This window comes from Thauera butanivorans NBRC 103042, assembly GCF_001591165.1.
Lineage (GTDB): Bacteria > Pseudomonadota > Gammaproteobacteria > Burkholderiales > Rhodocyclaceae > Thauera > Thauera butanivorans.
In genome coordinates this window covers 105412-124591 of the sequence record NZ_BCUG01000011.1, presented here as the reverse complement: position 1 = coordinate 124591, position 19180 = coordinate 105412, and the positions used below count along the sequence as shown (strand labels likewise).

The 19180-nt window shown below is 65.9% G+C and carries 22 protein-coding genes; 11 read left to right on the top strand and 11 right to left on the bottom strand.

All coding sequences use genetic code 11. The features are described 5' to 3' along the window. Positions 1-83: 83 nt before the first annotated feature. Positions 84-950 (bottom strand): YicC/YloC family endoribonuclease, encoded by an 867-nt coding sequence (locus tag TBU01S_RS05950; RefSeq protein ID WP_068635716.1) that lies wholly within the window; start codon positions 948-950, stop codon positions 84-86. A 92-nt stretch (positions 951-1042) separates the two neighbouring features. Here TBU01S_RS05950 and TBU01S_RS05945 point away from each other — a divergent pair, with 92 nt between their 5' ends. From TBU01S_RS05945 to hemW, 5 genes are all read left to right on the top strand, one after another. Further along, the gene (locus TBU01S_RS05945) at positions 1043-1999 is read left to right on the top strand and encodes a serine/threonine protein kinase (protein ID WP_068635715.1); all 957 of its coding nucleotides are present in this window, start codon (positions 1043-1045) and stop codon (positions 1997-1999) included. Between the two features lie 11 nt (positions 2000-2010). Continuing rightward, positions 2011-2925 carry a PP2C family protein-serine/threonine phosphatase gene (locus TBU01S_RS05940; RefSeq protein WP_068635714.1) on the top strand — a complete coding sequence of 305 codons (915 nt, stop codon included), beginning with the start codon at positions 2011-2013 and terminating at the stop codon, positions 2923-2925. A gap of 15 nt (positions 2926-2940) precedes the next feature. After that, complete coding sequence (rph, locus tag TBU01S_RS05935) at positions 2941-3693, top strand: ribonuclease PH (protein WP_068635713.1); 753 nt, start codon at positions 2941-2943, stop codon at positions 3691-3693. Then, complete coding sequence (rdgB, locus tag TBU01S_RS05930) at positions 3690-4295, top strand: RdgB/HAM1 family non-canonical purine NTP pyrophosphatase (RefSeq protein WP_068635712.1); 606 nt, start codon at positions 3690-3692, stop codon at positions 4293-4295. Before rph ends, rdgB begins: the two co-directional genes overlap by 4 nt. Before the next feature lie 63 nt (positions 4296-4358). Next, a complete protein-coding gene (hemW, locus tag TBU01S_RS05925) occupies positions 4359-5576 on the top strand; it encodes a radical SAM family heme chaperone HemW (protein WP_068635711.1) in 1218 nt (405 codons plus the stop codon). A gap of 63 nt (positions 5577-5639) precedes the next feature. Here the strand turns inward: hemW and TBU01S_RS05920 are convergent, their stop codons facing one another. The 5 genes from TBU01S_RS05920 to thiS all read right to left on the bottom strand — a co-directional run bounded on the left by TBU01S_RS05920 (position 5640) and on the right by thiS (position 10032). Continuing rightward, positions 5640-6266, bottom strand: coding sequence for a YbhB/YbcL family Raf kinase inhibitor-like protein (locus tag TBU01S_RS05920; protein ID WP_068635710.1), 627 nt, complete (start codon positions 6264-6266; stop codon positions 5640-5642). Positions 6267-6314: 48 nt separating this feature from the next. Next, positions 6315-8150, bottom strand: a complete 1836-nt coding sequence (sppA, locus tag TBU01S_RS05915) for a signal peptide peptidase SppA (protein WP_068635709.1) — start codon at positions 8148-8150, stop codon at positions 6315-6317. Between the two features lie 13 nt (positions 8151-8163). Next, entirely contained in the window at positions 8164-8895 is a 732-nt protein-coding gene (gene trmB, locus TBU01S_RS05910; RefSeq protein ID WP_088178842.1) for a tRNA (guanosine(46)-N7)-methyltransferase TrmB, read from the bottom strand. 26 nt (positions 8896-8921) lie between these two features. Next, complete coding sequence (locus tag TBU01S_RS05905) at positions 8922-9719, bottom strand: thiazole synthase (RefSeq protein ID WP_068635733.1); 798 nt, start codon at positions 9717-9719, stop codon at positions 8922-8924. A gap of 109 nt (positions 9720-9828) precedes the next feature. Further along, on the bottom strand, positions 9829-10032 hold the full coding sequence (gene thiS / locus TBU01S_RS05900; RefSeq protein ID WP_068635707.1) for a sulfur carrier protein ThiS: 204 nt from the start codon (positions 10030-10032) through the stop codon (positions 9829-9831). A gap of 197 nt (positions 10033-10229) precedes the next feature. On the opposite strand from thiS, the gene metX reads away from it, so the two are divergent. Both metX and metW read left to right on the top strand, forming a co-directional pair. Next, complete coding sequence (gene metX, locus TBU01S_RS05895; RefSeq protein ID WP_068635706.1) at positions 10230-11357, top strand: homoserine O-succinyltransferase MetX; 1128 nt, start codon at positions 10230-10232, stop codon at positions 11355-11357. 1 nt (position 11358) lies between these two features. Further along, positions 11359-11949 (top strand): methionine biosynthesis protein MetW, encoded by a 591-nt coding sequence (gene metW, locus TBU01S_RS05890; RefSeq protein ID WP_068635705.1) that lies wholly within the window; start codon positions 11359-11361, stop codon positions 11947-11949. A gap of 170 nt (positions 11950-12119) precedes the next feature. On the opposite strand, the gene TBU01S_RS05885 is transcribed toward metW, so the two are convergent. Then, a complete protein-coding gene (locus tag TBU01S_RS05885) occupies positions 12120-12437 on the bottom strand; it encodes a hypothetical protein (RefSeq protein ID WP_068635704.1) in 318 nt (105 codons plus the stop codon). 193 nt (positions 12438-12630) lie between these two features. On the opposite strand from TBU01S_RS05885, the gene TBU01S_RS05880 reads away from it, so the two are divergent. From TBU01S_RS05880 to TBU01S_RS05865, 4 genes are all read left to right on the top strand, one after another. After that, positions 12631-14160, top strand: coding sequence for an AmpG family muropeptide MFS transporter (locus TBU01S_RS05880; protein ID WP_068635703.1), 1530 nt, complete (start codon positions 12631-12633; stop codon positions 14158-14160). Next, positions 14160-14906, top strand: a complete 747-nt coding sequence (locus tag TBU01S_RS05875; protein ID WP_068635702.1) for an AzlC family ABC transporter permease — start codon at positions 14160-14162, stop codon at positions 14904-14906. Before TBU01S_RS05880 ends, TBU01S_RS05875 begins: the two co-directional genes overlap by 1 nt. Then, on the top strand, positions 14903-15229 hold the full coding sequence (locus TBU01S_RS05870) for an AzlD domain-containing protein (RefSeq protein WP_068635701.1): 327 nt from the start codon (positions 14903-14905) through the stop codon (positions 15227-15229). The genes TBU01S_RS05875 and TBU01S_RS05870 overlap by 4 nt, the downstream gene beginning before the upstream one ends. A gap of 92 nt (positions 15230-15321) precedes the next feature. Next, positions 15322-16086 carry a uracil-DNA glycosylase family protein gene (locus tag TBU01S_RS05865; RefSeq protein ID WP_068635700.1) on the top strand — a complete coding sequence of 255 codons (765 nt, stop codon included), beginning with the start codon at positions 15322-15324 and terminating at the stop codon, positions 16084-16086. Positions 16087-16148: 62 nt separating this feature from the next. Here the strand turns inward: TBU01S_RS05865 and TBU01S_RS05860 are convergent, their stop codons facing one another. The 4 genes from TBU01S_RS05860 to TBU01S_RS23780 all read right to left on the bottom strand — a co-directional run bounded on the left by TBU01S_RS05860 (position 16149) and on the right by TBU01S_RS23780 (position 18942). Beyond that, complete coding sequence (locus TBU01S_RS05860) at positions 16149-16673, bottom strand: GNAT family N-acetyltransferase (protein ID WP_068635699.1); 525 nt, start codon at positions 16671-16673, stop codon at positions 16149-16151. Continuing rightward, on the bottom strand, positions 16661-16960 hold the full coding sequence (locus tag TBU01S_RS05855) for a type II toxin-antitoxin system TacA family antitoxin (RefSeq protein WP_068635698.1): 300 nt from the start codon (positions 16958-16960) through the stop codon (positions 16661-16663). Before TBU01S_RS05855 ends, TBU01S_RS05860 begins: the two co-directional genes overlap by 13 nt. Positions 16961-17349: 389 nt before the next feature. Next, positions 17350-18075, bottom strand: coding sequence for an NYN domain-containing protein (locus tag TBU01S_RS22950; RefSeq protein WP_083953484.1), 726 nt, complete (start codon positions 18073-18075; stop codon positions 17350-17352). A 93-nt stretch (positions 18076-18168) separates the two neighbouring features. Then, positions 18169-18942: a hypothetical protein gene (locus tag TBU01S_RS23780; RefSeq protein ID WP_157659102.1), complete on the bottom strand. Its 774-nt coding sequence runs from the start codon at positions 18940-18942 to the stop codon at positions 18169-18171. Positions 18943-19180 lie beyond the last annotated feature (238 nt).

Below are 19180 nucleotides of genomic sequence, written 5' to 3'. Positions count from 1 at the left end.
CTGTTCCACGTGATTTTCAGCACGTCCCCCTCCAGAAACCGGGTTTCAAGGCGTATTGGGGCGGCATCAGCCCCCCCGAAACCTCACTCTATGTTCTGCACCTGCTCCCGCATCTGCTCGATCAACACCTTCATCTCCATCGCAATACCCGTGATGTCCGTCGCAGGCGATTTCGACGCCAGCGTGTTCGCTTCCCGATTGAGCTCCTGCATCAGGAAATCCAGCCGCTTGCCCGCAGCACCGGGGGACTTAAGAATGCGTTCGACTTCGTCCAGGTGGGTGCTCAAGCGGGTCAGTTCCTCGGCGACGTCGATGCGCTGGGCGTAGAGGGCGACTTCCTGGCGGATGCGGTCTTCGTCCAGGCTGGCGACGGCATCGCGCAGCTTGGCGGTGAGGCGGTCCTGGTATTCGGCGACGATGGCGGGCATGCGCGGCGAGGCGGTGGCGACCAGTTCGCGCATGCGGGCGACGCGCTCGCGGATGGCGTCGGCCAGCTTTTCGCCTTCGCGCTGGCGGGTGGCGACGAGTTCGTCCAATGCAGCGTCGGCCAGCGCGCGGATGTGCGGCAGCAGTTCGTCGAAGCCGAGGCTGTCGTCGGCGAGCATGCCGGGCCAGCGCAGCAGTTCATTCACCGACAGCGGCGCGGCGTCCGGGAAGCGGGCGCGCAGTGTGGCCTGGGCTTCGGCGAGTTGGTCGGCGAGCGTGCCGTTCAGCGCCAGGCTGCGCGGGGCGGCGTGGCCGGCCTGGAGGTTCAGGCGGCATTCGACCTTGCCGCGCCCGAGCCGGGCGCTGATGCGTTCGCGGATGGCCGGTTCGGCCTGGCGCAGGTCGTCGACGATGCGGAAGCCGAGGTCGAGATAGCGTGAATTCACGCTGCGCAGTTCGAGGTGCAGGCTGACGCTGCCCAGGTCGCGGGTCTGGACCGCGAAGCCGGTCATGCTTTGGATCATCGGGGGTCTCCGGGAACCCGGCGCGATGGATTACACTGCGGGTCCCACTCAGGAAAGAGGCTGGGAAAGTCCGGATTCTAGCGCCCACGAAGATGCCGCCTCAAGCCAACTGCGCGCTGCCCGCAGGCTTCCTGCTCGATCAGTACCGCATCGACCGCCAGTTGTCGCTGGGCGGGTTCTCGATCGTGTATCTGGCGCACGACGAAATCGGCACGCCGGTGGCGATCAAGGAATACCTGCCCAACTCGCTCGCGCTGCGCAAGGACGGCGAGATCGAGCCGCAGGTGTCGGACGAGCATCTGCCCGCCTTCCGCTACGGCATGAAGTGCTTTTTCGAGGAAGGGCGCTCGCTGGCCAAGCTGATGCACCCAAACGTGGTCCGCGTGCTCAACTTCTTTCGCGCCAACGGCACGGTATACATGGTGATGCAGTTCGAGCGCGGCCGCACGCTGCACGACATCATCCAGAAGCATCGCGGCGAACTGAAGGAGTCCTTCATCCGCACGGTGTTCGTGCGCATGCTCAACGGCCTGCGCGAGGTGCATGCGCACAAGCTGCTGCACCTGGACATCAAGCCTTCCAACATCTACCTGCGCGCCGACGGCACGCCGGTGCTGCTCGACTTCGGCGCCTCGCGCCAGACGCTGGCGAGCAAGCAGCCGGTGCTCAAGCCGATGTACACCCCCGGCTTCGCCGCCCCCGAACAGTACGACCGCCGCGACCAGCTCGGCCCCTGGAGCGACGTCTACAGCGTCGGCGCGGCGCTGCACGCCTGTATCGTCGGCAAGGCGCCGCCGCGCGCGGACGAACGCGTCAAGAACGACACGCTGCAGCCGCTCGTCAGGACGCACGCGGAGAAATACAGCGCGCAGTTGCTGGGGCTGGTGGATTGGTGCCTGCTGCTCGATCCGCTGGCCCGGCCGCAGAGCGTCTATGCGCTGCAGAAGGCCTTGGTGCAGAAAGCCACGGCAACGGCCGAAGCCACACCGCACACGCGCTGGTTCACCGATCTCGGCAGCCGGCTCAAGGCCTTCGTCGGCCGCAGTTGAAGGAGCGCAGCATGCGATTCACCATCTACCAGGAAAGCCGCACCGGCCGCCGCTCCGCCAACCAGGACCGCATCGCCTACTGCTATTCGCGCGATGCGCTGCTGATGCTCGTCGCCGACGGCATGGGCGGCCACCAGCACGGCGAACTGGCGGCCCACATCGCCGCGCAGTACATCACCCATGCCTTCCAGCGCGACGCCCACCCCGCGCTGCCCGACCCGCTGCATTTCCTGTCGCGCGCGCTGAGCGGCGCGCACCATGCCATCCTCGACGACAGCTTCGACCGCAACCTGGCCGAAGCGCCGCGCACCACGATCGTCGCCTGCGTGGTCCAGAACGGTACGGCCTGGTGGGCGCACGCGGGCGATTCCCGCCTCTACCTGCTGCGCCGCGGCCGCATCCTGCAGCAGACGCGCGACCATTCGCGCGTGCAGTTGCTGCTCGAACAAGGCATCATCGGCCCCGCCGAAGCCGCCGCCCATCCCGGGCGCAACCGCATCTACTCCTGCCTGGGCGGCACGCATGCGCCGCAGATCGACTATTCGGAGCCCTGCGCGCTGAAGGACGGCGACCTCATCGCGCTGTGCAGCGACGGCGTATGGGGACCGCTCGACGACGACGACATCGTGCTCGGCCTGGATGGCATCCCGCCCGCCGAGGCCGTCCCGCAGCTGCTCGACCGCGCGGAACTCCACGGCGGCGACAAGGCCGACAACCTGTCGCTGGTGGCGATGTGCTGGCACGACGACATCGGCGCGGCGCAGCCCGACGCCATTTCGACCCGGACCATGGCGCTCGACGATTTCGCCACCGAGATGGAGCTTTCCAGCCGCGGCAGCGGCCGCCTCGTCGACCTCGACGAGGACGAGATCGAACGCGCGATCCGCGAGATCAACGCCGCCATCCACAAATTCGACAAACGATAGCCACAGGACATCCCCATGCGACCCAGCCAGCGCAAACCCGACGAACTCCGCAGCGTCCGCCTCACCCGCGGCTTCACCTGCCACGCCGAAGGCTCGGTGCTGGTCGAATTCGGCGCCACCCGCGTACTGTGCACCGCCAGCGTCGAAGACAGCGTGCCGGGCTTCCTGCGCGGCAAGGGCCAGGGCTGGCTGACCGCCGAATACGGCATGCTGCCGCGCGCCACCCACACCCGCGGCGCGCGCGAGGCGGCCAAGGGCAAGCAGAGCGGCCGCACGCAGGAGATCCAGCGCCTGATCGGCCGCAGCCTGCGCGCGGTGGTCGACCTCGCCGCGCTGGGCGAGCGCCAGATCATCATCGACTGCGACGTGCTGCAGGCCGACGGCGGCACCCGCACCGCCGCGATCACCGGTGCCTGCGTCGCGGTACACGATGCCCTCGCCGGCCTGGTCGCCGCCGGCAAGCTGGCGCGCAGCCCGATGCGCGAATTCGTCGCCGCGGTGTCGGTCGGCATGCACCAGGGCACGCCGGTGCTCGATCTGGACTACGCTGAAGATTCGGACTGCGACACCGACATGAACGTGGTCATGACCGAAGGCGGCGGCCTCATCGAAGTGCAGGGCACGGCCGAAGGCGCAGCCTTCTCGCGCGCCGAGCTGAACGCCCTGCTCGACCTCGCCGAAGGCGGCATCCGCCGCCTGGTCGGACTGCAGCGCGCCGCCGTGAGCGACGCCGCAACCAATGGTGCCGACACGAGGAACCCGACATGAGCAAACGACTGGTACTGGCCAGCAACAACGCCAAGAAGGCGGCCGAAATGCAGGCTCTGCTCGCACCGCTGGGCATCGAGATCATCCCGCAGAGCGCGCTGGGCGTCGGCGAAGCCGAAGAACCCCACCTCACCTTCGTCGAGAACGCGCTCGCCAAGGCCCGCCACGCCGCCGCGGCCACCGGCCTGCCGGCGGTGGCCGACGATTCCGGCCTGTGCGTCGCGGCGTTGGCCGGCGCACCCGGCGTACAGTCGGCCCGCTTCGCCGGCGAGCCGAAGTCCGACGCGCGCAACAACGCCCTGCTGCTGGAAAAGCTGGCCGCCTTCCCCGACCCCGAGCAGCGCAGCGCCTATTTCTGCTCGGTGGTGGTACTGGTGCGCCACGCCGACGATCCGCAGCCGCTGATCGCCGACGGCGAATGGCACGGCCAGATCCTCAGCGCCGAGCGCGGCGCAGGCGGCTTCGGCTACGACCCGCTGTTCTGGCTGCCCGAACTCGAACAGACCGCCGCCGAACTCGACGCCACGTTGAAGAACACCCTCAGCCACCGCGGCGCGGCCATGCGCCACCTGCTCGCCCGCCTCGAATCACACCCGCTATGAGCCGCCGGGCGGGTCAGGCGCGCAGTCCGGCGCCGCCCGCTTCGCCCAGCCCTGGACCCTGCCGTGACCCGTCGCATCATCCCGCTCACCCCCGCCCCGGCGGCGCGCACTGTGCCGCTGCCGCAGCGCCCGCAACTCGAAGCCCCGCCGCCGCTGGCGCTGTACGTGCATTTCCCCTGGTGCGTGCGCAAGTGCCCCTACTGCGATTTCAACTCGCACGCGCCGCGCGACGGCGGCATTCCGGAACAGGCCTGGCTCGACGCCGTGCTCGCCGACCTGCAGCACGCGCTGCCGCAGGTCTGGGGCCGGCGGGTGCACAGCATCTTCATCGGCGGCGGCACGCCCAGCCTGATGTCGGCGCACACGCTCGACACCCTGCTCACCAGCATCCGCATGCTGCTGCAACTCGACCCGCTGGCCGAGATCACCCTCGAAGCCAATCCCGGCACTGTCGAGGCCGGGCGCTTCCGCGATTACCGCGCCGCCGGCGTCAATCGCATCTCGCTCGGCATCCAGAGCTTCGACGGCGCCATGCTGGCGAAGATCGGCCGCATCCACGGCGGCGATGAGGCAAAACGCGCCATCGACGCCGCCACCACACATTTCGAGCGCGTGAATCTCGACCTGATGTACGCTCTGCCCGGCCAGGCCCTGGAGCAGGCGTTGGCCGACCTCGACACCGCGCTCGGCTTCGGCGCCGAGCACCTGTCCTGTTACCACCTGACGCTGGAACCGAACACGCCCTTCGCCCACGACCCGCCGCCGCTGCCCGACGACGACAGCGCCGCCGACATGCAGGAAGCGATCGAGGCCCGCCTCGCCGCGGCCGGCTTCGCGCACTACGAAACCTCCGCCTTCGCCCGTCCGCACGCTCAGAGCCGGCACAACCTCAACTACTGGACCTTCGGCGACTACCTCGGCATCGGCCCCGGCGCCCACGGCAAGCTGTCCAGCCACGAAGGCATCCGCCGCGAGATGCGCCACAAGCACCCGGCGCGCTACCTCGAAGGCGCGGTGCGCGGCGATTTCGTCCAGGAAGCGCGCGAAGTCGCGGTGGCGGAACTGCCCTTCGAATTCATGATGAACGCGCTGCGCCTGACCGAGGGCGTGCCAGCCAAGCTGTTCGCCGCGCGCACCGGCATTCCGCTGGAAGCCATCGGCGAAAAGCTGCGCGCGGCGCAGGAACAGGGCTTGCTGGACACGAGCGGCGAACGCATCAGGCCCAGCGCGCGCGGGCAGCGCTTCTTGAACGACCTGTTGCAGGTGTTCCTGGAAAACTGAAACCCCACCCGCCCCCAGCTCGAGAGGCGGGCCGGAACGGGTGGGGTCGGGAAGGACGCAATATCAGAGCAGCGACGGATTCAGCGTATACGTCCCCGTGATGCGCGCCTCCGCCAGCACGTGGCCGTCGATCGCCGCGCGCACGTCCTGGCCGCTGAAGCGGCCTTCGACCGGGCAGTTCGCCACGTCCAGCGCATACAGCGTGAATACGTAGTGGTGCATCAGCTCGTCGTTCCACGGCGGGCAGGGGCCGTCGTAGCCGTAGTAGTCGCCCTTCATCGACTCGTCACCGGCGAACCAGGCGGTGTAGTCGTTGACGCCCTGCCGGGCGCCGAGCGAAGTGTCGGGCCCCTGCTTGCCGCCGGGCGTCACCTCGTTGGAGAACTGGCCGGCATCGATGGAACGCAGATCGGGCGGCAGATCGACCAGCACCCAATGGAAGAAATCCACCCGCGGCAGATCCACCGGCACCGTGCGCCCTTCCTGGTTCACATCGTCGCCCCTGCTCGGCACGTCAGGGTCGTGGCAGGTCAGCACGAAGGACTGCGTGCCTTCGGGCACCTCGCACCATTCCAGCTGCGGATTGTGGTTGCCGCCCAGGCAGACGTAGCCCTCGTCGGCCGGAATGCAGAAGGCAAACTCGCCCGGAATGGGATTGTCGTCGGCAAAGCTCTGGCTGCTGAGTCTCATGCGGTCTCCTTGTTCATGCTCGGGATGGATGACACATGCGCGCGCCCCTCAGGGCGCCTCGCACAGGCAATGCAGGTACTGATGCTGCGGATCGTTCCATTGCAGCAGGGCCGCCGCGGGCGCCTGCGCTTCGGCCAGCAGGCGAAGCAGCGGCGACGGCGCGGCCTGCGGCAGTTCGATGCCGAACTGCCCGGCGAAACCCGCCAGCCGGCGCAGCAGGCGTTCCTGCAGCGACTGGCCCGCTTCCGGCCACACCACGTCGTAGTTCTCCAGGCCGGCGCGCGCCGCGGCGGCGGCGACTGCCGCCTCCAGGCCGCCGGTCTGATCCACCAGGCCCAGCTCGCTCGCCGCCGCGCCGAGCCACACCCGGCCGCGGGCGACGGTCTCGACTTCGCCCTGTTTCATGTCCCGTGCCTTGGCGACGACGTCGATGAAGCGGCGATAGCCGTGCTCGATGCCGAGTTGCATCGCCTCGGCCGCGGCCGGGCTGAGCGGCCGGCGCGGATCGAGCGCACCGGCCAGCGGCGCAGTGGCGACGCCGTCGATGTTGATGCCGAGGCGCTGCAAGGGTTCGGAGAACTCCGGGAACATCGCGAAGATGCCGATCGAGCCGGTCAGGGTCGCCGGCGCCGCCCAGATCTCGTCGGCACCGGCGGCGATCCAGTAGCCGCCGGATGCCGCCACCGAACTCATCGAGGCGATGACCGGCTTGCCGGCCTTGCGCGTCAGTTCGAGTTCGCGGCGGATGACTTCGGACGCCCAGGCGCTGCCGCCCGGGCTGTCGATGCGCAGCACCAGGGCCTTGACCTGGCCATCGTTGCGGACGGCGCGGATCAGTTCGGCAAAGGTGTCGCCGCCGACCACGCCGGCCGGCTCACGGCCATCGACGATCGCCCCCTGCGCCACCAGCACCGCCACCTGCTCGCCATGCTGCGGCTGCTTGCTCCGCGCCACGGCGAGGTAACGATCGACATCGACCATGCGCGGATCACCGTTGTGCGACTTCGTGCCGACACGCTCGATCAGGCGTGCGCGCCATTCGTCGCGCGTGCTGAAGCGGTCGACCAAGCCGGCGTTGCGTGCCGCCAGCGCGCCGTCGCCGCCGGCTGCCGCCAGCGCATCGCGGTAGTCGTTCACATGGGCGTCGATCGCTTCCGGCGCCAGCTTGCGCGCCGCGGCGACGTCGTCGCGCAGCATCGCCCACACGCCGTCGAGCAGGTCGCGCGAAGCGGCGCGATCCTCGTCCGACATGTCGTTGCGGGTGAAGGGCTCGGAGAAGGACTTGTACTCGCCGACCCGGAAGACGTGCATCTTCACGCCCAGCTTGTCGAGCGCATCCTTGAAATAGGCGCCGTAGCGCGACAGGCCGTGCAGCAGCACGAAGCCGTCGGGCGACAGGTGCACTTCGTCGGCGGCCGTCGCCAGGTAGTACTGCCCCTGGGTGAAGCGCTCGCCGCGCGCCAGCACCGGCTTGCCCGAGGCCTTGAAGTCGAGGATGGCCGCACGCAGTTCGCCCAGCTTGGAGAAGCCGCCGGCCAGCAACTGGTCGGTCTCGATCACCAGCGCGCTGATGCGCGCATCGTCCCTGGCCAGGCGGACCGCTTCGAGCAGGTCGGCGAGCACGTTCTGCCCGGCGGGCGTGCCGCCAGAGCCGAGGAGGTCGAGCGGCCCGTCGAACACCGCCTGTTCGACAATGGCGCCGCCCGGACGCAGCAGCAGCGCGGAGCCGGCCGGAATATCGGGTTCGGGGCGGAAGAAGAAAGCCACGATCATGCCGACGCCGAACACCAGCATGGCGTAGAACAGCCCGCGCACGACGAAGTCCAGCGTGCGCACGAACAGCCGCAGCGTGGCGAAGATGAAACGGAACAGGCCCCGGATCACAGGACGCCCCTCCTCAGTCGGTGCGGCGGCGGAACACCAGGTCCCAGACGCCGTGGCCCAGCTTCAGGCCGCGGTTCTCGAACTTGGTCAGCGGCCGGTAGTCGGGCCGCGGCGCGAAGCCGTCGGCAGTATTGTGCAGCAGGGGCTCGGCGGCAATCACCTCGAGCATCCAGTGCGCATAGTCTTCCCAATCGGTGGCGCAGTGCAGGTAGCCGCCCGGCGCCAGCTTGCGCGCGATCAGCGCGACGAAATCCGGCTGGATGATGCGGCGCTTGAAGTGGCGCTTCTTGCGCCAGGGGTCGGGAAAGAACACATGCACGCCGGCCAGCGCGCCGTCGGCGATCATGTCGCGCATCACCTCGACGGCGTCGTGTTGCATGATGCGCAAGTTGCTCAGCTTGCCTTCGGCGATCAGCTTGCACAGCGCGCCGACACCCGGCGTATGCACTTCGATGCCGAGGAAGTCGTGATCGGGCATCGCCGCGGCGATCTTCGCCGTGGTCTCGCCCATGCCGAAGCCGATCTCGAGGATCTTCGGCGCCCGGCGACCGAAAGCGGCATCCAGGTCGAGCGGCGCCAGGCGGTAGTCGATGCCCACCTTCGGCAGCATCTCGTCCAGGTAGCGCTGCTGCGCCTCGGACATGCGGCCCTGGCGCAGCACGAAGCTGCGGATGCTGCGGCTGGAAAAGCGGTGCTCGGGGCTGTCGCGGCCGATGATCTCGACGCCGGCCACGGCTTGCTGCATGTCGTGCTGCACTTCGCCTGCCTCGCTCATGAACCGATCAGCCCCTGGGTCGGCGAGCTGGGGTCGGCCGAATAGAACTTGCGCGGCATGCGCCCGGCCAGGAAAGCCTCGCGGCCGGCCTCGACCGCCTTTTTCATCGCGCTCGCCATCAGCACCGGCTGGCCGGCGCCGGCGATGGCGGTGTTCATCAGCACGCCGTCGCAGCCCAGCTCCATCGCGATGGCGGCATCCGACGCCGTGCCGACGCCGGCATCGACCAGCACCGGCACCTTGGCGTTGTCGATGATCAGGCGCAGGTTCCACGGGTTCAGGATGCCCATGCCGGAGCCGATCAGCGAGGCGAGCGGCATCACCGCGGCGCAGCCGATGTCTTCCAGCATGCGGGCCTGGATGGGGTCGTCGGCACAGTAGACCATGACGTCGAAGCCGTCCTTGACCAGGATCTCGGCCGCCTTCAGCGTCTCAGGCATGTTGGGGAACAGGTTGCTCGGGTCGCCCAGCACTTCGAGCTTGCACAGATCATGCCGTCGAGCCTCGGTTGACAACAACTCGCGCGCCAGGCGCAGCGTGCGCACCGCGTCGTCGGCGGTGTAGCAGCCGGCGGTGTTGGGCAGGATGGTGAAGCGGTCCGGCGGCAGCACGTCGAGCAGGTTGGGCTCGTCCGGGTTCTGGCCGATGTTGGTGCGGCGGATGGCGACGGTGACGATCTCGGCGCCGCTGGCGTCGATGGCCCCGCGGGTCTCGGCGAAATCCTTGTACTTGCCGGTGCCGACCAGCAGGCGCGAGCCATAGGTCTTGCCGGCGATGACCAGGGGGTCGTTCATGGTGTGAAAGCCTGTGTTGTTCTCGATGATGGGGTGGAGCTTGCGCCGATGCATGCGCTTGCGCGAAGGCGGATTCAGCGGCCGGATCTACGGCCGGCGTGCGGCGGACTCAGCCGCCGCCGACGGCGACGACGATCTCGACCCGGTCGCCCTCGGCGAGCTGCACTTCGGCATGGCGCGCCTTGGGCACGATGTCGCCGTTGCGCTCGACCGCCAGGCGCTTGCCGACGAGGCCGCGCGCTTCGAGCAGGCCGAGGACGGTGAGACCGGGCGCCAGCGCTTGGGGCTGGCCATTGACGATGACCTGGATCATGACGGTACCGATTGGTGATGCGGAGGAAAATCTTATCATGCCGCGAGGTTTGACTTTTCCCGCGGCGGGCGCTAAGTTCGCCCGACCTAGCGCCGATTTGATCAACAGCTTGCGGGCGCTCAACAAATACGGCTAAAGCGAGGGCACCCAGTCCGCTGCTTCAGCCGGCTGGGTTTTTCGTTTTTAACGGCACGAACATGATCCAAGCTCAATCCGTCGGGGTCGTCGCACCGCAGCGGGCGGACTTCGCCGAGCCGCTCAAGCTGCGCAGCGGCGGGCAGCTCGACAACTACCATCTGGTCTACGAGACCTACGGCACGCTCAATGCCGAGCGCAGCAACGCGGTGCTGGTCTGCCACGCGCTGTCGGGCTCGCACCACCTTGCCGGCCACTATGCGGACGATCCGCACAACGTCGGCTGGTGGGACAACCTGATCGGCCCGGGCAAACCGCTGGACACGCGCAAGTTCTTCGTCATCGGGGTGAACAACCTCGGCGGCTGCTACGGCTCGTCCGGCCCCAACCAGACCAATCCGGCCACCGGCAAGCTGTGGGGCGCCGACTTCCCCTTCGTCACCGTCGAGGACTGGGTCGAATCGCAGGCGCGGCTGGCCGACCGGCTCGGCATAGCACGCTTCGCCGCGGTCGTCGGCGGCAGCCTGGGCGGCATGCAGGCGCTGTCGTGGTCGCTGCAGTTTCCCGAGCGCGTCGGCCACGTCGCGGTGATCGCCGCCGCGCCCAAGCTCACCGCGCAGAATATCGCCTTCAACGAAGTGGCGCGCCAGGCCATCCTGACCGACCCCGAGTTCCACGGCGGCCACTACTACGAGCACGGCGTGGTGCCGGCGCGCGGCCTCAAGCTGGCGCGCATGGTGGGCCACATCACCTACCTGTCCGACGATTCGATGGCGGAGAAATTCGGCCGCAGCCTGCGCCACGGCCGCAACACCTACAGCTACGACGTCGAGTTCGAGATCGAGTCCTACCTGCGCTACCAGGGCGACAAGTTCGCCGGCTACTTCGACGCCAACACCTACCTGCTGACGACCAAGGCGCTGGACTACTTCGACCCCGCCTTCGACTACGGCGGCAGCCTGCCGGCCGCGCTGGCGCGTGCCAGCGCCGATTTCCTGGTGATCTCCTTCACCACCGACTGGCGCTTCTCGCCCGAACGCTCGCGCGAGATCGTCTATGCGCTGCTGCACAACAAGCGCAACGTCAGCTACGCGGACATCGACTGCCCCGCCGGCCACGACTCATTCCTGCTCGACGAAACGCGCTACCACGCGCTGCTGTCGGCCTGGTTCGACCGCATCGAGGTATGACATGACCGCCTACCGTTACGACCATGAAGTGATCGCGCAATGGATCGAGCCCGGCGAAAAGGTGCTCGACCTCGGCTGCGGCGACGGCACGCTGCTCAGACACCTGATGGAGGTGCGCCAGGTGCAGGGCTACGGCGTCGAGAACGATCCCGACAAGCTGCAGGCCAGCGTCAGGAACGGCATCAACGTGATCCAGATGGACCTGGAGAAAGGCCTCGTCGGCCTGGAGGACGGCTTCTTCGACCACGTCATCATGAGCCTGTCGCTGCAGGCCATGCACAACACCCAGGGCATCCTGCACGAGATGCTGCGGGTCGGCCGCGAAGCGGTGGTGAGCTTTCCGAACTTCGGCTACTGGCGCCACCGCCAGAGTATCCTCAACGGCCGCATGCCGGTGTCCGAGAGCCTGCCGCACCAGTGGTTCAACACCCCCAACGTGCGCTTCTTCACCATCGCCGACTTCGACGTGCTGTGCGAGATGAACGGCATCGCGGTACGCGAGCGGCTGGCGTTCGACGAAGGCAAGCTGGTACTGGAAGAGCCGAACTTCCTTGCCAGCGTGGCGGTGTACCGCCTCGGCCGCGCCGGGTAGGATGGGTAGAGTCGACGGCGAAACCCATCAACCCCGGCCCCAGCCAAGCAGGACGGGGCCGGCCGCACAGGTAGCGCCGCAACCCATTGACCCCAACCCCGGAGTCCCCCCTGAAACGGTGGATGTCACCTGCGGCTCCACCCACCCTACCCCGCTACGAGGTTCGGAAATCAGCCGACGGTAAACGCCGCCACGTCGACGCGGACAGCCGGGCGATCGAGCGCGGCCGCCGTCACCAGCGCGAACTTCTTCGCCCACTCGCTCGCCTGCTCGAAGCGGCTCTCGCCGCCATACTTTGCGACGTTGAGGATCATGTCCAGCACCAGCACCTTGCCCATCGGGTTGGACGGGGTGCATTCGAGTTCCTCGAATTCCTGCGCCAGCCAGCTGCGCGCCTGTTCCTTGGTCGTGCCCGCCACAGCGGATTCATGCAGCGCAAATTCGTACTCGCGGTTGCCGCCGAATACCACGGTCACTGTGTACGACATGAAGGACTCCCTCCTCGAAGCTGGAAATTCTGCAGCCGAACTCGGCTGAATGGCGGCATTGTTGAGGCATCCGCCCGCGGACGCAAGCAACGTATCGAATTGTGTAGACTCGCCATACCGCTCCGTATCTGCCGGCGGGGCCTGGCCGATCTGCGATAATGCGCCGTTCCGCCACGCCGCCCGCCCACGCCTCTTGCCCGCCTCTCATCCCCTCGCTTTCGCTCGTACCTGGCGCCTGTCCGCCATCCTGGTGCTCGGCTTTGCTTCCGGCCTGCCGCTGGCGCTGACCGGCCAGGCAATGCAGGCCTGGCTGACGGTCGACGGCGTCGATCTCGCCACCATCGGCTTCTTCGGCCTGGTCGGCGTGCCCTACACCTTCAAGTTCCTGTGGGCGCCGCTGATGGACCGCTTCGAGCCGCCCTGGCTCGGCCGCCGCCGCGGCTGGCTGGCGCTGACCCAGTTCGCGCTCGCGGCGCTGCTGTGGTGGATGGCGAGCCTGTCGCCGACCACCACGCCCGGCCTGTTCGCCGCCGCCGCGGTGCTGGTCGCGTTCCTGTCGGCCTCGCAGGACGTGGTCGTCGACGCCTACCGCACCGACCTGCTGCCCGAGGACGAACGCGGCCTGGGCGCCTCGGTGCACGTCTTCGCCTACCGCCTGGCGATGATCCTGTCCGGCGGCATCGCGCTGATCTGGGCCGGCCAGTGGGCCTCGTGGCCACGGGTGTACCAGACCATGGCGCTGCTGATGCTGGGCTGCGGCATCGTCTCGCTGCTGGCGCTGCCGCGGGTGTCGGCGGCGCTGAAACCGCTCGATTCCGACCCCAGGCGCGAACTGATCGGCTTCGCCGCGATGCTGTGCGGCGTCGCCGCCGGCTACTGGATCGCCCGCCAGGCGCTGATCCTGCTCGGGCTCGACCCCGACGACGCCAACCGCTGGATCCAGCTGCTGTTCGTCCTCGCCGAGATCGCGCTGGCTCTGCCACTGGCCTGGTGGGCCGCACGCCGTGCCGGCTTCGAAACCCTGAACCGCTCGCTGTCGAGCTACTTCGCCCAACAGGGCGCGGCCGCCTTCCTGGCGCTGATCATCCTCTACAAGCTCGGCGACGCCTTCGCCGGCAGCCTGACCACGCCCTTCCTGATCAAGGGCATGGGCTTCTCGCAGGAAGAAGTCGGCATCGCCAACAAGGTCATCGGCATCTGGCTCACCATCCTCGGCGCCTTCATCGGCGGGCTGATCATGACGCGGCTGGCGCTGTACCGCTCGCTGCTGCTGTTCGGCGTGCTGCAACTGGTGTCGAACTTCGGCTTCTACCTGCTTGCGCAGCTCGGCAAAGGCGCCTGGGGCGCGGTGATGGTGCCGGCCTTCGACTGGGGCATCGTCTCGCTGGACGCCCCCGCGGCGCTCGACTTGCTGCTGCTGGCGGTGATCGCCGGCGAGAACATCAGCGGCGGCATGGGCACGGTCGCTTTCGTCGCGCTGCTGATGGGCCTGTGCAACCAGCACTTCAGCGCCACCCACTACGCCATGCTGTCGGCCTTCGCCGCGGTCGGCCGCATCTACGTCAGCCCGCTGTCCGGCGTGCTGTCGCAAAGCATCGGCTGGCCGGCCTTCTTCATCTTCTCCATCATCGTCGCCGTGCCCGGCGTGGCGATGGTATGGTGGCTGCGCGACGCGCTCCAGCGCCTGGGGCGGCCGAAGGTCGATCCGGCGATGGACGACTGATGGCAGGGAAGGCCACAAGCGCGAGCGGCGAATTCCTCGCCGGCTGCCGCGGCGAAGCACCGCTGCTGCTGGGCGTCATCCCCTTCGGCATGATCTACGGCATCGCCGCGCTCGCCGCCGGCGTACCGGCCTGGGTCGCGCAGTTGGCGTCGGCCATGGTCTTCGCCGGTGCGGCCCAGCTCGTCATCGTGCAGATGCTGGCGGCCGGTGCCGGTGCGCTGCCGATCGCACTTACTTCCGGCCTGCTCAACCTGCGCCACGTGCTGTACAGCGCCTCGATGGCCGAATACGTCCGCCACCTGCCCCGCCGCTGGCGCCTGCTGCTCGCCTATTTGCTGACCGACGAAGCCTACGCCGTGGCCGTGCTGCGCTACCAGCGGCACGCGGCCGACACCGCCCAGCGTGATGACGGCGCCGATCTGCGCCACTGGTACTTCTTCGGCGCCGGCTTCACGCTGTGGGCCGGCTGGCAGCTCTCCACCGCTGCCGGGCTGCTGTTCGGCGCCACCATCCCTGCCGAGTGGGAGCTGGACTTCGCCGTGCCGCTGACCTTCATCGCCCTGCTCACCCTGCTGTTGCGCGAACGCGCCGGCCGCGCCGCGGCACTGGTCGCCGGCCTGGGTGCGCTAGCCTTCGCCGGCCTGCCCTACAAGCTCGGCCTGGTTGCAGCGATCCTGCTCGGCCTGCTCGCCGGCGTATGGACGGTGCGCCGGCTGGAGCGCGTGAAGCAGGAGTCCGCCGCATGAGCACACCCATACTGCTCGCCCTGCTGGTCGTCGTCGGCATCCTGACCTTCCTGTACCGCTACGCGATGATCGGTTTCTTCGCCAAACACGCGTTGCCGGGCTGGCTGCATGCGCTGTGCCGACACATCGCCCCGGCCAGCTTCGCTGCGCTGACCGCCAGCGCGCTGTTCGTGCACGGCGGCGACGTCCAGTTCGCCTTCGACACGCCCCGCCCCTGGGCCGCGCTCGCCGCCGTCATCGTCGCCTGGCGCACCCGCAACGTGCTGGCGACCATCGCCGCCGGCATGGCGACGCTGTATCTGCTGAAGTTCCTGCTCCCCTGAATCGGCCACCGTCCTCATCGCTGGCCCATGGCACGCAGCGATGGGCAGTCCGCTAAACTCGACCCTTCTGCCGGCCTCCCGTTCCGATCTTCATGACTTCAAGCACCCACACCGCCCCCATCCTCATCGACGCCGCCCGCAAACTGTCGGCCGAAGTCGACGCGATGCGCTTCTCGGCGCCCGTCACCCACGTCTACAACCCGCTCGACTACGCCTGGGAAGTGCATCGCCGCTACCTGGAGCGCTACGGCGAAGGGCGCAAGCGCGTGGTCTTCGTCGGCATGAACCCGGGGCCCTTCGGCATGGCGCAGATCGGCGTGCCTTTCGGCGAGATCGCCAGCGCGCGCGACTGGCTGGAGTTGGAAGGCCCGGTCGGCCAGCCGCGCGAGACCAACCCCAAGCGCCCGGTCGAAGGCTTCGCCTGCACCCGCTCCGAAGTCAGCGGCCAACGCCTGTGGGGCCTGTTCCGCGAACGCTTCGGCACGCCGGAAGCCTTCTTCGCCGAACACTTCGTCGCCAACTACTGCCCGCTGATGTTCTTCGAAGGCGGACGCAATCTCACGCCGGACAAGCTGCTTGCGGCCGAGCAGCGTCCGCTGCTGGCCGCCTGCGACATCCACCTGCGCACGCTGATCGATGCCTTGCAGCCGGAATGGGTGATCGGCATCGGCAACTGGGCCGAGAAGCGTGCCATGGAGGCGTTGAGCGGTGCGGCGGGTATCAAGTTTGGGCGTGTGCTGCACCCGAGTCCGGCCAGCCCGGCGGCGAATCGCGGCTGGGCCGAGGCGGCGACGAAACAGCTCGTCGAACTAGGGGTGTGGCCGGATCAAGCTCCAGACGGAGCCCAATGGATGTGACGCCGGCCAGGCCTTACGGCTTCAGCGCCACACGGGACAACCCACGGTTTTCCAGCCCCGGCTCACGACAATATGCCCCGTACCGTTTCGATGGGCATCAAGAGGACATGTTCGCCCAGCGGCGAGAGGATGAAACCGTGCGCCAGATAGAACGCAGCGGCAGTGGTGTCGATCGCATGCACGATGACACCACGCACCCCGGCGATTTCGGATGCAGCAAGGCAGCGGCGCAACGCATCCGCGAGCAGCGCCGACCCCACCCCCCGGCCTTGCCATTCGGTATCGACGGCCAGCCGGGCGATGAGCAGGAGCGGCACGCGCTCCGGCATGTTCTGGCGCAATTTGGCGGAAGGTAGCGCGTTGCGCTGCTCCAGCGCGGTGGCGATGGAGAAATAGCCGACCACGCGGTCTGGTTCGGCCAGCGGGCAGACGACGTAGCTTCGGGCCGACAAACCTTCGCTGCGCCGCGCCTGATCGTGCAGCCAGTGGTCAAGCGAGGGATGACGGCCGTTGCCGAAGCGCGAAACGTCGTGATGCAGAGCAAGCGGCTCCGGCCTGCCGAGCACAGGCGCGTTTACGCTTCCCACGGTGCCTTGCGTTGCAGCCGTCGTGCCGCGTCGGCGGAAAGGGCGGGCGGAGCGTCGAGCAAGTCCAGAAAACGCGCATGGGCAGCTTCGTCGAGAAAGAAGGTGCGCTGGTCGAGCAAGGTTGCCTCGGCCTGGCGGTAGGCGCAGTCGAGCATGAATTCGGAAAGCTTCTGCCCGCGCAGGGCCGCCGCCTGGCCGAACAGCGCCTTGGCCTGCCTGGGGGCGCGAATCTGGATGACTTCGTCCTTTGTCGCGGCCTTATGCACCGCGGAGCGGGGGAGCGGCATGGCGAACCTCGTAGCCTGGAAAGGAGGTCAGTCTAGTATTTGTAGCGATATTGTCAATACACGCTCCCCGCGAATAACTACAAAGGGACTTCCCACTTCCGCCAGTACAAGCCCGAGGCGTGGCGCCAGTGGGGGTGAAGTGGCCGAGAAAGCGGTGGCCGCGCCGACGAGTGATTGAGGCCAGCCGGAGCGGTTAGTCGCATGGCCCCGGCACGTGTGTGCCGAACAAGGCCGATTGAGGAAAGGCAGTCTGTTTTGTCCTTGTCCATTGCGATGCTGGCAGTCAAGAAGCGGTCACGCCCAGGCGTGATCAGCCAGAGAAGAAGATGCGTGCATGATTAACGGTGCTGTCTGCAGAAAACAGTGACGGGAAGCCCCTTGGGGAATTGTTAGCCATTTTTGCGCCGGACATAAATATGTACGTTCGGAGAGCCATCGCCAACAGGAATGGATTTGGTTTCCAGATAAGTCTGCGCGCGCACCAACTCGCCTAGCTTCTGATAGCCATAGTTTCTAGGGTCAAACGATGGATTTGCCTTCATGATAAGAGAACCAACCGCAGATAGAGCGGCCCATCTGTCCTCACGGGCTGCTCCATTGATAGCAGAAGTGAGTAGTGGCTGAAGCGGTTCCTCTGAAGCCGGAGGTGACGCAGATTCAATGTCTTTTACTTGTGGTCGAAGGATCTCCGTAAAGACGAATTTATCACAAGCTGCAACAAAAGGGCGAGGGGTCTTTTTTTCGCCGAATCCATATACAGAGAATCCTGCTTCTCGGATTCTCGTTGCAAGACGAGTGAAATCGCTGTCGGAGGATACCAAGCAGAAACCATCTACGGTTCCGCTATGAAGGAGATCCATGGCATCGATGATTAGAGCGGAATCTGTTGCATTCTTCCCAACAGTGAATCTGAACTGCTGCACTGGCTGGATGGCGTGATTGTGAAGTGTTTCTTTCCAGCCAACTAGATTTTGAGTAGTCCAGTCGCCGTAAGCTCTTTTCACCGTCGCTGTACCGTACTGAGAAATTTCCGCTAGGAGCTCAGGCGCAATGCTTGCCTGAGCGTTATCAGCATCTATGAGAACAGCAAGTTTGTCTGATGTTTGAGATGTCATAGGACTTTGTAGGTGGCTAACGCCCGGCTCACGCGCCGGTTTGGAGCCGCGAAAGCGGCGGAAAAACGGTCGCTGTGCAGCCGATTGTTATATTCATTCTTCCGATGCCGAGCCAGATTGCGACCAGCTTTCGATAGCCAAGTTTAATTGCGAAAGTTCATTTGCAATTCTTTCTAGCTCTGAATGCGGGTATACCCCTGATACATTAAGTGAGTCAAACCCATTATTAATGGCAGCCACCATTTCATTGATATCTTCAGAAGACTGCTCTGCCTGTACCTTTTGAAACGAATAAACTTGGTATCCGTTATATATACCCATTACCCCAATTAAGAACGTTACGGCGATAGCTGACCAAGTAGTACGCTGCTGCCTTATAAATCGTAGCTCTTCGTCCGACCGGAAATCATTTTTCTCTAAATGACGAAGAGAAGGAGCTGGAACGATTTCTTTATTAACATATTCCGCGAGAAGCTTGATCAATGTTGCGTCGTTAATTGCCATTGAGAACGAAGGCATATTTACAGCCCCTGCCCCAAATTCTATTACATTCTGGTTATTCTGTGCTGGCTCAAAAAATGTTGCGAGTTCCTCTTTCTCTAGGTGCCTCAACAGAACCAAATGCACTATAAGCTTTTCGATGATGTCTTGATGCTCTTTTATTGCATACTGAATCTCACCACTAGTCGGCTGAGAACTCTGGCACTCAAATAACAATTCTGCGGACATAGATGCTTTGTTAACCTTCACTCGCACATGTGGAAGGTTCTTTATGCTCTCAAAGATGTTAATCAGGTTTCTAGCAAAGCCGTCACCGGTATTAATCTTCCGAATTATTTTCTTTTCTTCGTCTCCGAATATTCGCATCAATCGCCTCGTGGAATATAACAGTTGTAGTAGACGGAACGGGCCAGTAAATGAGTAGACAGAATCCACATATCATCCTGCTCACACTAATACTGCAGCATCCCATCTCCGTAAATTCAGCATCGTCACCAACGATGCCAATCCAGGCCCGTGACCTTCTCAAGCCATTCCGGCACGACCGTCCGTTTCCGGCATAAGTATCGAGCTATGCCTATCGAATCAGGTGTGAAGAAGTTGG